5 protein-coding genes and 2 pseudogenes are annotated in these 14,911 nt (G+C 64.0%); 6 read left to right on the plus strand and 1 reads right to left on the minus strand.

Annotated elements, in window-relative coordinates; translation table 11 throughout:
• Nucleotides 1–532: 532 nt before the first annotated feature.
• The 3 genes from ACLP9N_RS09540 to ACLP9N_RS09550 all read left to right on the plus strand — a co-directional run bounded on the left by ACLP9N_RS09540 (nt 533) and on the right by ACLP9N_RS09550 (nt 3,642).
• Nucleotides 533–1,042 (plus strand): hypothetical protein, encoded by a 510-nt coding sequence (locus ACLP9N_RS09540; protein WP_442407177.1) that lies wholly within the window; start codon nt 533–535, stop codon nt 1,040–1,042.
• Nucleotides 1,039–1,758 carry a creatininase family protein gene (locus tag ACLP9N_RS09545; protein WP_442407178.1) on the plus strand — a complete coding sequence of 240 codons (720 nt, stop codon included), beginning with the start codon at nt 1,039–1,041 and terminating at the stop codon, nt 1,756–1,758. Before ACLP9N_RS09540 ends, ACLP9N_RS09545 begins: the two co-directional genes overlap by 4 nt.
• A gap of 492 nt (nt 1,759–2,250) precedes the next feature.
• Nucleotides 2,251–3,642: a Rieske 2Fe-2S domain-containing protein gene (locus ACLP9N_RS09550; RefSeq protein ID WP_442407179.1), complete on the plus strand. Its 1,392-nt coding sequence runs from the start codon at nt 2,251–2,253 to the stop codon at nt 3,640–3,642.
• Between the two features lie 330 nt (nt 3,643–3,972).
• Here ACLP9N_RS09550 and ACLP9N_RS09555 read toward each other — a convergent pair.
• Nucleotides 3,973–4,757, minus strand: a pseudogene (locus ACLP9N_RS09555) (alpha/beta hydrolase).
• A gap of 416 nt (nt 4,758–5,173) precedes the next feature.
• On the opposite strand from ACLP9N_RS09555, the pseudogene ACLP9N_RS09560 reads away from it, so the two are divergent.
• The 3 genes and pseudogenes from ACLP9N_RS09560 to ACLP9N_RS09570 all read left to right on the plus strand — a co-directional run bounded on the left by ACLP9N_RS09560 (nt 5,174) and on the right by ACLP9N_RS09570 (nt 14,760).
• A pseudogene (locus ACLP9N_RS09560) lies at nt 5,174–6,100 on the plus strand (class I SAM-dependent methyltransferase).
• Between the two features lie 194 nt (nt 6,101–6,294).
• Complete coding sequence (locus ACLP9N_RS09565) at nt 6,295–6,525, plus strand: MbtH family protein (RefSeq protein WP_442407181.1); 231 nt, start codon at nt 6,295–6,297, stop codon at nt 6,523–6,525.
• A gap of 24 nt (nt 6,526–6,549) precedes the next feature.
• On the plus strand, nt 6,550–14,760 hold the full coding sequence (locus tag ACLP9N_RS09570) for an amino acid adenylation domain-containing protein (RefSeq protein ID WP_442407180.1): 8,211 nt from the start codon (nt 6,550–6,552) through the stop codon (nt 14,758–14,760).
• The last annotated feature ends 151 nt before the right edge of the window (nt 14,761–14,911 follow it).

Raw genomic sequence — 14,911 nt, forward strand, 5'->3', positions numbered from 1 at the left:
GACCGCCATACGGCAACGCGGTGATCAGCAGCAGGAGGGCCACCGCAACAACGGTTTTGGGTCGCGAGACGGCCAGCCGCGCGATTTTGTCCAACATCAGTGCCTCCTGCCAGGTCGGCGTTGCGTACTTGCGCCAGAACCGGATGTGTCTGCTCGCCCTGACATCGTCAGCCCACGTGCATGGTCGGGATCGCCTCTGCTGCGGCCTTGCGCAGCGCGGCGGCCGTGTTCTCTATCAACGTCTGGGCACGGTCCGGCGAAATGATGCCCGTCTACGTAACCGAGGTTCAGCTCGAGTGCCTCGTAACCGATGGACGTCCCGGATAAGAATTGCACACCCGAGAGCGTCTCACCTATGTGCATTGGGGAGTCGGCTACGTCGAGGTATGTCAGACACAAGTTGCCGGGGCCGCAGGAGTCGAGCAGCTTGACGACTGTGTCGGCGTTCGCGGGCGTCTTCGGGATGAGCAGTGGAACTGCGCTCAGCGCCGCCAGATGGTGTCGACGTCGGATACCATCGCGTAGTTCGGCGTTGAATGGTGGCGCCGCGACCGGCGAATTTTGCGGTAGTCATCGGCGTGCCTCTATCTGTGTCCTCGCGCAACGATGCCAACGCCGTTCGGCTGTCGCACTGGAGCTCGGCGCCATTGAGCCCGTCCCCGGGGACCGGGCTATTTACGCGCACGCCGCCTACATCGCCAGTGACATCGCCTCCGGCTATCTGCGCGTCGGCCGGCCCGAAGAGGCACTTGCGCTGCTGGCCAAACATCGGCACAGCTGGACGTCGAGCCAGCACCGCGATCACGCCGTCGCGGGGATGCGCATGCTCCACGCGCTGATTGCGGTCGGCGAATACTCGATTGCGCTCGCAGAGGCCGACAGTGCCATGGCGGCCTACCTTGCAGCACCGTGCCAGAGGGCCCGCCGACATCTCGCCCTGGCGAGCACACTCGTGAGAGAACGCCGACGGCGTAACCGCAGTCTTGTCCTGCAGCAATTGGCCGGACGGATAAAGAACGCCACTCAAGGAGTCGCCACATGAATCGCCCGGTCATCCCCGACACCAGCACCAGCGACACCGCCGCGATCACGACGCTCGCAGTGCTGCCGATCGGTTCCTTCGAACAGCACGGCCCCTATCTACCCCTGGGCACCGACACCCTCATCGCCTGCGCGGTCGCGTCAGCAATCAGTCAACACCACAGTACTTTTCAACTTCCGCCCATCACGTTCAGCTGCTCTCACGAGCACTCCGCATACCCCGGCACTCTCAGCATTAGCCCGACGACCCTTGCCGCACTCGTCTCCGACGTCGCTGATTCGCTTGTTCAGCAGGGGGCAACGGGGTTGGTCATCGTCAACGCCCACGGCGGAAACGCGGTGCTCACCAACGTCGTTCAACAAGCCAATCAGCGCAATGGCCGCATCAGGATCGGCCTCTACCCGAGCCGCGAGGATTGGGTCGAAGCTCGCGCGGCCGCAGGTATTACGAGCAGCAGCCACGACGACATGCACGCCGGCGAACTCGAGACGTCCATCCTGCTGGCTGCCTACCCGAACTACCTCCGCGACGGCTGGCAGACCACCGACCACACGGCGACCGACCGCCGGTACCTCACCACCCTCGGCATCGAGGCCTACACGCCTACCGGAGTCATCGGCTACCCGTCACGCGCCACCGAGGCTAAAGGGAAATTGGCCCTTGAACATCTCGGCCGCAGCGCCGGCACCATCGTTAAGCTCGTCACCGTCCAGTAGTCGTGGCCGGTGCTGCGCACAAATCGGGTTTTGTCCGCGCCGCACGTTCGCGGCCGAGCGTGCCGAAGCCGCCGGCCACCAGCGGATGTCCTCGGTGTGGCACGACGTATTGGATCGTGCCCGGTACCGGTCTTTGTCGTGGAGAGATGCACACGCGGTGACTGCGAAATCTGATTCTTCATGGGTGGAATGTTTGGTGTGGGAGGGGATTCCACCTTCTGTGGATTTCAACCGTGCCCGCGGAACTCGGGGCCGACAACGCCTATCCTGGGTGATCGACGACGTGAACTCGACGCTTCGCTGGTGGCGGCTCCCGTCCGCTCGGCCGCTCCCGTCCGCCGCCACCAAAACCCGATGTCACGCCTCAACCAACCAGACTCCGCGCAGGGCACTCGCGAGGCGGTGCGGTTAAGAGTTTCTATACATGAGAATCAAGATTGCAGTATCGCCCTACTGAGTCGGCATCACGAAAACTCATCCTATGCTGCTCAGATGGCTAATGAACTCAACCAACGCGAGCGACCGTTACCGGTGAGCGAGGCGCAGCTGGCGGCGGTGTTGCCGCCGGTGCGCATATTGGCGCGGGCCCGCACGGTGCTGGGCTATCAGCTCGGCGCGGCGGCGCGCCGGGCGGTGGGGGTGCTGCCAGGTCTGCGTGAGCGGTTGGATGTGCCGCGGCTGCAGCCGTTGCGCAGCAGCAGCCTGGCGATGTACCGGTTTTGGAAGCTGCCCTACGGGGTGGCCGAAAAGCCGCACTCGCTGGCCGATGTGCCGTGGGAGTATGTGCGGGCCAACTGGGACAAGATCCCGTTTTTGGGGTTGCGGGAGTATTGGTACCCGGCGCTGCAGACCCGCCAGCTGAAAAACAACAGCGTCGTGCCGGTGACACTGGCCGGGGACAATCTGGTGTTTTTCCGTGACGGCGATGGGGTGGCGCGGGCGTTGGAAAACCGCTGCCCGCATCGGTCGGCGTTGTTGTCGCTGGGGCAGGTGGGGGTGTTTCGCCCGGGCACGCTGACCTGCCGCTATCACGGCATGACGTTTGACGGGGCCGGCACCTGTGTGGCGCATTTGACCGAGCCCAACAATCCGGCGTGCGGCAGGATCCGTGCGCGCGCTTATCCGGTGCAGGAGATAGGTGGCATCGTCTGGGTCTACATGGGCGACAACACTCCGGACCCGGTCGAGCAGGCCGTCCCGCACGCCGCCACCGTGCTCAGCCAAAAACATCTAGTGGTATTCCGAGCGGTACTCCCTTACAACTACCTCAATCAGAGTGACGCCGCCGCCGATCTGGCGCACTTCGGCGTGCTGCACCGCAACTGCCTGCCCTTAGCCGACCAGAAGGGGTGGGGCGGCATCGACGGCAAAACCCTTCCCGGCGGGGGGTTACAGGCCTACTTCACCGAACCCAATCGGCATCCCGGCCCGCTGCACGTCGACAAACTCACCTACTACTTGCCGGGGTTCATCTACATTGGTCCCGGTGAAGGATACGATTCCTTCAGCGAACACTATTACTTCTGGGCTGTGCCCCGCGACATCGGCAGTTTCGAAGCCTGGATAGTGTTTTCCGGGCCCAGCGGCCGCGTCAGCGGCGGCGTGGTGCGCACCTTGATCCGCGCGTTCCTTTCGACGCCGTTGAGCCGCAACATACCGGGGGCTGACTGTATCTACGGCGGGGACGGCCCTATGCAGATGGGCCAGGGGCGGGTGGTGCGCTGGGACACTGACCAGCTGACCCGCATCGACCGCGCGGTCAGCAAAACCCGACTGCTGCTGCAGCAGGCGCATGCCCGCGAACTAGCCGACCGCGCGCAACGCGGCCAACCCTCACGCCCGGCGCCGCCCCAGGAGTCTGCTGCGCCGATGGTGGAGCCGTAGAGCGCTCCCTCGCTGACGACGGGGCTCGGCGTATTAGTAACCGTCGCCCTCGCGCCGTCGCCGAGCGACTGACACTGTCCGTACGCGCCGTCGAATGCCACTTCCAACGGGCGAAGTTGAAGACGGGAACCGCGAGCCGCGACGGGGTGATTTCAGTAGCCATACTGAGTCGCCATCACGAAAACATATGCATCCGCCGCTGTGATGTTGTGGGCTGTCGTGTGGCCGGGTGTGACCTGTGGCCGGGAGTGCCTGCGCGGGAGCCTTTGGTGTGGCGGGCCGCCGGTTAGCTAGGTTGTGAATCAATGGCGTCTCTCTGCGATCTTGCTCTTATAGCCCCTGGGCTGCGAGCCAACCGTCGATTCTTTCGGCGATTGCCTGCCAGCCCGGTTCAAGCATCATGTTGTGTCCCATGTGGGGGAAGTACTCGGGTTCGGTGTGATATGCACGGGCGGTCTCCCTCGCCGGACGGCGACCCCACGCGGCGTCGGCGCCTTCGAGGACCAGCATCGGCGTTGTCACGCGCCGGGGGCGAACCAGGTTCAACAGGCCCATGTCCATGTTGAGCGCTCGAGAACTCTCTTCCTGGAGTCGAGTGAAACATTGCTCGACAATTGATTCGGGAGTGCGTGCGCAGAACAACATTTCGCGCATGTGCGCCGAGGCCGGATACATGCTTAGCGCTTTACGCGTCGTGGCGACTTTGGTGCCAGCCATGGGTGCTTCCGCGCCAACCGTAGCCCGGTGAGGAACCAGGTTCGCGGCGGTGCCGACGACACCAGGACGGCGGCGGGCGCTGTGCCGGTCTCCAGGTACTTCTGCACGATGAACCCGCCCATGGAGTGACCGATCAGGACGGGGGTGGCTGGCAGGGTCGCGGCGACGGAACGAACATCGTCGACGTAGTCGGCGATCGTGCATTTGTTGAGTGGCTTCGAAACTGGGCTGCCGCCATGCCCGCGCAAGTTCAGGGCGATTGCTCTGTAACCGTTGTCCGCGAAGAAATCGAAGAAATTATCTTGCCAGGTCCATGCGCCGAGTGTGGCACCGTGCACGAAGAGCAGGGCCGCTTGGTGGGCTTCGCTGGAAGACCCCTTGTCGATCACTTCGAGCATCCGCCACCCTTTGAATCTGTTGCGGCATTCCCTTGCATCTTGTCAGGCGCTAAGACCTCGAAAGGCTAGATTCGGTCTACTCGCTCGGATCGCTTGTCGGTACGGCTGGACCAGCGGTCGGCGGTTACAGGGCGGCATTGCGGTGCTGCTCTCCGTCGCGGCGCGGTGGTGGCGCTGGCGCACCCATCCGCTCAAGTCGGCCCTGATGCCACGCTCAAGCTGGGCAGCGGAATTCAGATAGCGCGGTCTTGCGTGAGCGGTCGCTGTGAGCGTGTGTGGTCGACGGCACAGCTGACGGCGTGCGCTCGTCGTCCGTTGACGATTTCAGTAGCACACTACTCAGTCGGTACGACGATGACAGATGCATGCTGACCAGATGGCCGAGGTGAGCCATCCAGCTGACCAAGGAGCACGTGATGAGCTCATTGCGTACCCACGACGACACCTGGGACATCGAGAGCAGCGTCGGCACCACCGCTGTGATGGTCGCTGCAGCCCGAGCGGTCGAAACCGAGCGGCCCGACGCGCTGATCCGCGATCCGTACGCGAAACTGCTGATCACCAGCACTGGCGCCGGCGTCTTCTGGGAGGCCATGCTCGACCCAGCGGTTGCTGCCAGGGTGGAGGCCCTCGACGCCGAGTCCGCGGCACGGCTAGAGCACATGCGCAGCTACCAGGCGGTGCGGACCAGCTTCTTCGACACCTACTTCAAAGATGCCGTCGCCGACGGGATCCGGCAGGTGGTGATTCTGGCCTCGGGGTTGGATTCACGCGCGTACCGTCTGGACTGGCCAGCCGGCACCACGGTGTATGAGATCGACTAGCCTCAGGTGCTGGCTTACAAGTCCGCGACGTTGGCGGATAACGGCGTGACGGCGTCGGCCGATCGCCGCGAGGTGGCCATCGACCTACGTCAGGACTGGCCGGCCGCGCTGCGTGCCGCTGGCTTTGACCCCGCGGCGCGCACGGCGTGGCTGGCCGAGGGTTTGTTGATTAACCTGCCCGCCGAGGCTCAGGACCGGTTGTTCATCCTGATCGGCGAGCTGAGTCCGGCTGGAAGCCGGGTCTCGGCTGAGACCGCAGAGCGGCGACAGCAGGTGCGTGAGTGGTTCAGGAAGGTGGCCGACGAGCTCGGTCTGGAGGAAATCGTCGACGTCGGGGAGCTGATGTATCGCGACGACCACCGCGCGGACGTCGCGGACTGGCTCAACAACGACGGCTGGCGCGCTCGCGTGCAGCGGTCGACCGACGAGATGCGCCGGCTGGGCCGCTGGATTAAGAATGTGCCGCTGGCCGACGATGACGATGCCTCCTCCGACTTTGTGATCGCGGAGCGGTTGTAGTGGCGCGCACCGCGGATGACTCCTGGGACAGCGCAACCAGTGTCGGGGTGACCGCGGTGACGGTGGCGCTGGCCAGGTCCGACGGTAGGGGCGCGAATCCAGCCTGCAGATCGCAGTAGTGCACTACTGCGCTCGTCGCACCGAAAGTGAATGACAATGAATCGGCGACAACCCCAAACACGGAAGGGGAAGGCATGAGCACCAATCCGTTCGACGATGAGGATGGCGCTTTTTTCGTCTTGGTCAACGATGAGGAGCAACACAGCCTGTGGCCGGTCTTCGCCGACGTTCCAGCCGGCTGGCGGGTGATTTATGGCGAGGCGGACCGCGCTGCGTGTGTGAACTACATCGAACAGCACTGGACCGATATACGGCCGAGGAGTCTGCGAGAAAGGTTGGCTTCGGGCCGGGCTTTTGGTGCCTAACTGGTTTCGTTTGGAAGGGTTCGGATGAAGCTTGACGAGCAGGCGCTTCCGCTGACGCAGGGACAGCTGGACATATGGCTGGCGCAGGAAATGGCTGGCTCGGGTACGGAGTGGCAGATGGGCCATTTCGTGGTAATCGAGGGCACGGTAAAGCCGGATTTGCTCGAGTCGGCGATCTGCCAAGTGGTCCGAGAGGCCGAACCGGTCAGGGCGACTTTCTTGCAGGTGGACGGTCAGGTTTTCCAAAGAACGATCGATTACCCGGATGTCGAGCTTGCCTGCTATGACCTCAGCTGTTCGCGGGATCCGGTGCAGGAAGCCTACCGGCTAGCGTCGTCGATTCAGCGCACGCCGATGCCGTTCACTGGCCCGCTATTCAAATTTGCGTTGTTCCAGACGCGGCTGGATCAATTCCACCTCTTCACGTGCATTCATCACATCGTCATCGACGGAACCGGCATTAGGCTCATTTCTAATCGGATTGCGGAGATCTACTCTGCGCTGGTTTCTGGCGCGCCGGTGTCTCCTGCTTTCTTCGGGTCGCTGCAGGACTTGGTTACTTCCGAGTTAGAATACGAATCGTCCAGCGATTATCTCGAAGATCAGGCCTATTGGTCCAGTAATCTTCCATCGGAAAACGAGCCGAATTATCGGTTGCCACAGGCTGCGGGCGAGCGTGATTCGCATTCGGTCTCTGCGCCGGTTCGATTGGACCCTGCGGTTCTTGGCCTAGTCCAAGAGCTATCTGAAGTGTTGAACGTGCGTCGAAACTCGGTGATCACAGCTGCCTGCGCGCTTTTAATGCGTGGATGGAGTGCTGACGCCGCCCACGAAGTGGTGATCGACTTCCAGGTCAGCAGACGCACAAGTTCCGCGTCCAAGACGTTTCCCGGGATGGTTACCGGGTTTGTGCCGCTGGTGTTGCGGATTGCGCCGGGGTCTGTGGTTGCCGATTTTTGTCGACATGTTGATACGCGAATACGAGAAGCGCTGCAGCATCAACGGTTTCCGGTGCATATTCTTGAGCGCAAAGTCCACCTGCGTCGCCCAGGGCAGGCTGCCGATAGGGTGGGGGTCAATTTCTTCCCTTCGACAACTATTCTGCCGTTTGCGGAGGCTACTGCAGCGGCGTCATACACCACTGTCGGCCGCGTGGACCACGTTGGGTTGTTCTTTTTCAACGCCGATGGGCAGCTTTTTCTCAGCACCGTGGGCTCGGGCCAGCCGTATACGGATTTTGACGCCTCTGATTTAGCGCAGCGGTTGCAGCGGGTGTTGGTGGCGATGACCGACGATCCGACACGGCTGTTGTCGTCGGTGGAGCTGCTCGACGGGGCTGAGCGCGCCCGGCTGGATGGGTGGGGTAACCGGGCGGTGTTGACCCAGCCGGCGACCGCGCCGGTGTCGATTCCTGCGTTGTTTGCCGCGCAGGTGGCCCGCGCCCCGAAGGCGGTGGCGATCAGCTGCAGAGAAAACTCGTGGACCTACCGCGAGCTTGATGAGGCTGCTAACCGGTTGGCGCATTTTTTGGCCGGCCAGGGTGTGGGCCCGGGGCAGTGTGTGGCGCTGCTGTTGGCGCGTTCGGCCGAGGCGGTCGTGGCGATTTTGGCGGTGCTCAAGACCGGGGCGGCTTATCTGCCGATCGACCCGGGGCTGCCTTCGGCGCGGATGGAGTTCATGGTTGCCGATGCCGCGCCGATGGCCGCGATCACCACGGCGGACCTGCGTCCGCGGCTGGACGGGTGCGATCTGCTGGTCATCGATGCCAACGACCCCGCTGTTGACAGCCAACCCAGCACGGCACTACCGGCGCCGGCCGCCGGGGACATCGCCTACCTTATTTACACCTCGGGCACCACCGGTGTCCCCAAGGGGGTGGCGGTCAGCCACCACAACGTCACCCAGCTGCTGGCGTCACTGGATGCATATCTGCCGGTGGCGGGGGTGTGGACGCAGTGTCATACCTATGGGTTCGACACGTCGGTCTGGGAGACCTGGGGTGCGCTGTTACATGGTGGGCGAACGGTGGTGGTGCCCGACTCAGTGACACGCTCGCCGGAAGACTTCCACGCTTTGCTGGTCAGCGAACGCGTCAGCGTGCTCACCCAGACTCCCTCGGCGGTGGGGCTGCTCTCCCCGGAGGGGTTGGAGTCGACGGCGTTGGTGGTGGCCGGTGAGGCCTGCCCGGCCGAGGTGGTGGATCGGTGGGCGCCGGGGCGGGTGATGATCAACGCCTACGGCCCGACCGAGACGACGATGGTTGTGATGCTGAGTGCGCCGCTGACGGCGGGGTCGGGCGTGGTGCCGATCGGCTCGCCGGTGCCGGGGGCGGCGTTGTTTGTGCTGGATGGGTGGTTGCGCCCGGTGCCCGCCGGGGTGGTCGGGGAGTTGTATGTGGCCGGTCGTGGGCTGGCGTGTGGGTATGTGCGCCGGGCGGGTTTGACCGCGTCGCGGTTTGTGGCGTGTCCGTTCGCCGGTGCGGGGGCGCGGATGTATCGCACCGGGGATCTGGTGTGTTGGGGCGCCGATCGGCAGCTGCGGTATCTGGGCCGTGCTGATGAGCAGGTCAAGATCCGCGGATACCGCATCGAGCTTGGTGAAGTCCAGACGGCGTTGGCCGGGCTGGACGGAGTGGCGCAGGCCGTGGTGATCGCCCGCGAGGACCACCCCGCTGATAAGCGCCTCGTGGGGTATGTCACCGGCACCGCTGACCCGGCCGCACTGCGTGCCGCGCTGGCCGCGCGGCTGCCGGCGTACATGGTGCCGGCCGCGGTGGTGGTGGTGCCGGAGCTGCCGTTGACGGTCAACGGCAAACTCGACAAACGGGCCCTGCCGCCACCCGAATACCAGGATGCCGATCGTTACCGGGCCCCCGCCCGCCCAGTTGAGGAGATCCTCGCTGGCATCTACGCCCGGGTGCTCGGGCTCGAGCGCGTCGGAGTGGATGAGTCGTTTTTCGAGCTGGGTGGGGATTCACTGTTAGCGATGCGGGTGATCGCCGCGGTCAACAAATCTTTGGATGCCGGCCTTTTGGTGGGCGCCGTGTTCGAGGCGCCCACAGTTGCCCAGCTGGCGCCCCGCATCTGTGATTCGGGTCGGCTGGCTTCGTTGGTGGCTGGTGAGCGGCCCGAGGTGGTTCCGCTGTCGTATGCCCAGAGCCGGTTGTGGTTCCTCAATCAGTTCGAGGACGGGGTAGCGACCTACAACATGCCGACGGCTTTCCGGATCCGCGGGCCGCTGGATGTTGAGGCACTGGGCGCCGCCCTCGATGATGTCATCGCCCGCCACGAATCGTTGCGCACGCGTTTTCCCGACATGGACGGTGTGCCCTTCCAGGAGGTGTTGCCGGCTCGGGCCGGGATGTGGCTGCACGGTGGCGCAATGGTGGTGTCGTTGCCGGAGCAGGAGGTGGCCGGCGAGTTGGCGGCGCTGGCAGGGTATCGGTTTGATTTGTCGGCGGACATCCCGATTCGTGCACAGGTCTATTCGGTGGGCCCCGAGCAGCATGTGGTGGGGATTGTGGTGCATCACATCGCTTTTGATGGCTGGTCTATGGCTCCGATGGTCCGGGATATGGGCCAGGCGTATCGGGCGCGGCTGAAGGGCCGGCCCCCGCAGTGGGCGCCGTTGCCGGTGCAATATGTGGACTACACATTGTGGCAGCGCCAGTTGCTGGGGCAAGAGTCTGAGCCCGACAGCGCGATCGCTGGGCAGTTGCGGTACTGGCGTAATGGGCTGGCTGGGTTGCCCGAGGTGGTGTCGCTGCCCCTTGATCGACCCCGCCCGCCGGTGCCCAGTTACCGCGGTGATGCGGTGGAGGTGCGCCTCGACCCGCCGGTGTGGGCGGGGGTCAAGGCGCTGGCGGCCGCGCATAACGCGACCGTGTCGATGGTGCTGCAAGCGGTGGCGGCGGTGGTGTTGCACCGGGTCGGCGCGTGCGAGGACGTTGTGATGGGCGCACCGATTGCCGGGCGGCGCGATGAGGCGCTCGATGATCTGGTCGGGTTCTTCGTCAACACGTGGGTGTTGCGGGTGGCCGTGAACTCCCAGCACCGGTTCAGTGAGGTGCTTGAGCGGGTGCGTCACAAGGCGCTGGATGCCTACAGTAACCAGGATGTGCCGTTCGAGCGGCTTGTCGAGCAGCTCAACCCGGTGCGCTCCACGGCGCATCATCCGCTGTTTCAGGTGCTCATGGTTTTCCAGAACAACGTGCGCCCAGACATGGCGCTCGACGGCGTCAGCGTCGAGCAGATTCCGGTGTCCACCCGCACCGCGAAATTCGACCTGGATTTCCAGCTAAGCGAGGTGCCCACCGTGGACCCGGCCGCACCGATGGCCGTCGGGGTGGTCTCGTATGCCACGGATCTGTTTGATCGGGCCACCATCGAGCGGTTCGTCTGCTGGTTTGGCCGGGTGATCGAGGCGGTGGTGGCCGATGCGTCGGTGAAGGTGGGGGCGGTGTCGCTGCTGGATCGCGATGAGCGTGATCTGGTGCTGTCGGGGTGGTCTGGTGCTGGGGTGGGCGCGCCCGTGGGGATGGCGCCGCAGTTGTTGGCTTCCGCGGTGGCCGCCGACCCGGATGCGGCGGCGGTCATCGACGGTGCGCGGGAACTGTCGTATCGCGAGCTTGATCAGTGGTCGACGCGGTTGGCGCGGTTGCTGATCGAGGCGGGGGTGGGTCCGGAGCGCGCGGTGGGTGTGGCGATGGATCGGTCCGTGGAGTTGGTGGTGGCCTGGTGGGCTCTGATGAAGGCCGGCGGGACGTATGTGCCGGTGGATCGGGCCTATCCCGTCGAGCGGATTGCCACGGTGTTGGACGCAGTGGACGCGATGTGCGTAATGACCTGTGGCGCCGATACTTTGGCCGGGGCCGGGGCGCGCCCCGTGCTGCGCATCGACCGCCTGGATGTGTCCGGGCGGTGCGCCGATCCGATCACCGACGCCGACAGGCTGGCCGTGCTGGGGGTGGACACCACTGCCCATGTGATCTTCACGTCGGGCTCCACCGGCACCCCCAAGGGGGTGGCGGTCAGCCACGCCGGTCTGCTGGGGGCGGCGGCGCTGGGCGAGGTGATCGGGTTAGGCGCGGATGCGCGACTGCTGATGGTGGCCGCGCCGACCTTTGATGTGTCGGTCGGCGAGATGTTGTTGGCGGTGGGGGCCAGGGCGACGTTGGTGGTGGTGCCGCCGGACGCATATGCCGGGGAGGCGTTGACCAGGTTGCTGGAAAGCCATCAGGTCAACGCGGCGGCACTCACCCCGACGGTGCTGGCGACGCTGGACCGGACCCGTCTGGACGGGTTGGACACGCTGATCACCACTGGGGAGGCCTGCCCGACAGAATTGGCGACCGCCTGGGCGCCGGGCCGGCGGATGTTCAACGCCTACGGCCCGACCGAGACCACTATCTGGGTCACGTGTGCGCCGCTGTCGGCGGGACAGCCGGTGGATATCGGCGCTCCGATCCCGGGGGTGTGCGCGCTGGTACTCGACGCGCGGCTGAACCCTGCACCGGTCGGGGTGGCGGGCGAGCTGTATCTGGACGGGCCCGCGCTGGCGCACGGCTATGTGGGCCGGCCGCAGTTGACCGCCGAACGGTTCGTGGCCAACCCCTACGGTTGCACCGGAGCACGCATGTACCGCACCGGGGATTTGGTGCGGTGGACACCGGCGGGCACGCTGGACTATCTGGGCCGCGCCGATGCCCAGATCAAACTGCGCGGACAGCGCATCGAACTCGGCGAAATCGAAAACACCCTGCTGGCCTGCCCGCAAGTTGGCCAGGCCGCCGCCAGTGTGCACCATAGCGACACCGGCTCGGTTCTCGTCGCGTACATCACGCTCGAGCACACCGCCACAGCCGACCACGACGCCGACATCGTCGAACAATGGCAACACATCTACGACGACCTGTACGGCGCTGACGGAGTGTCGGGGTTCGGCATGGATTTTCGGGGCTGGAACAGCAGCTACACCGATGATCCGATTCCGCTCGAGGAGATGATGGAGTGGCGTTCGGCCACGGTGGATCGGATCATGGCACTGCGGCCACGGCGGGTGTTGGAGATCGGCGTGGGCTCGGGGCTATTGCTTGCGCACGTAGCCCCGGCGTGTGTCGAGTATTGGGGTACGGACTTCTCCGCGAAGGCGATTCAGGCCTTGCAGGCGGCGGTGGCTGCGCAGCCGTGGAGGGATCGGGTGCGGTTGCAGGTGCAGCCGGCGCATGTCAGCGAGGCGCTGCCGCCGGCCTACTTCGACACCATCATTCTCAACTCGGTGGTCCAGTACTTCCCCAGTGCGCGTTATCTGGCTGATGTCATCGACAGCGCTATCGGCCTGCTGGCACCGGGTGGGGCGTTGTTCGTCGGCGATGTGCGCAACCACAGCCTGCAGCGAGCGTTTCAAACTGGTGTCGCGATCGCCCACGCCACTGACACCGCCGAGATCCGCCAGCGAGTCCACCGCGCCATGGTCAGCGAACCCGAATTATTGCTAGCCCCAGAGTTTTTCACCACCTGGGCCGCCGCGCACCCATCCGTGGCCGGACTCGACATTCAAGTCAAACGCGGATCGGCCGACAATGAACTGAACCGGTACCGCTACGACGCCACCATCCACACTACCCCCACCCCGGTACGGTCTATGGCCACCGCGCCCAGCTGGACGTGGACCCAATGCGCGGGCCTAGGTGGACTGCACGACCAGTTGGTATCCCAGCGTCCCGCCGCGGTTCGCGTCGCCGCGATCCCGCGCACCGGGCTGATCACCGATGTTTGCGTCGAAGAGGCCCTGGCCGCGGGGCTACGGCTGGCCGATGCACTCGTCCAGGCCCCCGGGACCGCGACCCCCGACCAACTGCACCGCCTGGGCGAAACCACCGGATATCACGTTGCCGTGACCTGGGGCGCCCAGGGCGGCACACTCGACGCCGTCTTCACCGCCCCCACCGACCCTGGCCCCCTGACCGACGTTTACCTGCCCCCCGCCGGGGCCCAACAAGGCGTCAGCCACGCCAACGACCCCCAAACCGACACAAAGATCAGCGCGGTGCGTCAGCGATTGAGCGCAAGGTTGCCCGACTACATGGTGCCGACCCAGATCGTGGTGCTCGGCGAGTTCCCGTTGACCTCATCGGGCAAGATCGACCGAAAGGCCCTGCCGGCACCGGTATTTGGTGCAACCACCTTCCGGGCACCGCAGACCCAGACCGAAAAGGTCCTCGCCGGCATCTACGCCCGGGTGCTCGGGCTCGAGCGCGTCGGAGTCGACGACTCATTCTTCGACCTGGGCGGGAATTCGCTTTCCGCAATGCGAGCGATCGCCGCGATAAACCACGCCCTGGATACCCAACTGCCGGTGCGTATCCTGTTCGAAGCTCCATCCGTCAGTTGCCTGAGTCAGCAGTTGTGCGCAGATGTCGCTTCAGTCGAAATCGCTCCGGTTGAGACCCTCAAGCAAGGGACAGGCGCTCCGCTGTTCTGTTTTCATCCAGCTGGTGGGCTTGCCTGGCCATATCAGCCTCTAGGTAACTACTTGGACTGCCCCATCATTGGCATTCAACAAGCGCACGACGACGAGCCTGAATCAATTCGCGGCATGGCGACACGGTATGCAGACCGGCTTCAAGCGGTTCATCCAAGTGGGCCCTACAGCCTTCTCGGCTGGTCTCTTGGAGGTGTCATTGCGCACGAAGTCGCCATTGAGCTTTGTCGACGCGGATGCGAAGTTCCAAACCTCATTTTGCTCGATGCTGTGCCGGGTGGGAACAACAGCCTCACAAGAGAGCAAATATTCGGAGCTATCGGCGAGAGTTACGTGCTGGAACTAATGTTGGGATACCTTCATATAGGCAATCCAGAGCCGTCGGAACCTCTTATTTACGAACGCGTAGAGAAACTAATCCATAACCAAATCCCTCTTCCAATCGCACAACTCCGGACATTCTTGAAGTTCTTCATGCAGAACATGAAGAATAGCGTTTGGTATCAAGTGGAGCACGTTCCCGGGGTATTTGATGGCGATATGGACATATTTTACTCAACACAAAATGAGACCAGTTGGGATCTATCTCTACAGTGGCGCCCACATGTCACTGGCAAGATCACTAAGTACCCGGTCGACTGCGGGCATCTCGAGATGTTGTCTCCCGAGTCCATCACTATGTACGGCAAGCAACTCAAACTTTCATTAGAACTAGCTAAATCGGCCTCCCTAGCATTTCAGCAAACAACATAATTGCCGACTACTCCCTACGCTCGATACGCAACGCCGACCTGGCAGGAGGCACTGATGTTGGACAAAATCGCGCGGCTGGCCGTCTCGCGACCCAAAACCGTTGTTGCGGTGGCCCTCCTGCTGCTGATCACCGCGTTGCCGTATGGCGGTC

Origin of the sequence: Mycobacterium sp., assembly GCF_052144515.1 — a bacterium.
Taxonomy (GTDB): domain Bacteria; phylum Actinomycetota; class Actinomycetes; order Mycobacteriales; family Mycobacteriaceae; genus Mycobacterium.

What these genes read in the sequence shown, in the direction of transcription:
- ACLP9N_RS09550 (WP_442407179.1), top strand. Translation starts at nt 2,251, where the DNA reads ATGGCTAATGAACTCAACCAACGCGAGCGACCGTTACCGGTGAGCGAG.
- ACLP9N_RS09545 (WP_442407178.1), top strand. Translation starts at nt 1,039, where the DNA reads ATGAATCGCCCGGTCATCCCCGACACCAGCACCAGCGACACCGCCGCG.
- ACLP9N_RS09565 (WP_442407181.1), top strand. Translation starts at nt 6,295, where the DNA reads ATGAGCACCAATCCGTTCGACGATGAGGATGGCGCTTTTTTCGTCTTG.
- ACLP9N_RS09570 (WP_442407180.1), top strand. Translation starts at nt 6,550, where the DNA reads ATGAAGCTTGACGAGCAGGCGCTTCCGCTGACGCAGGGACAGCTGGAC.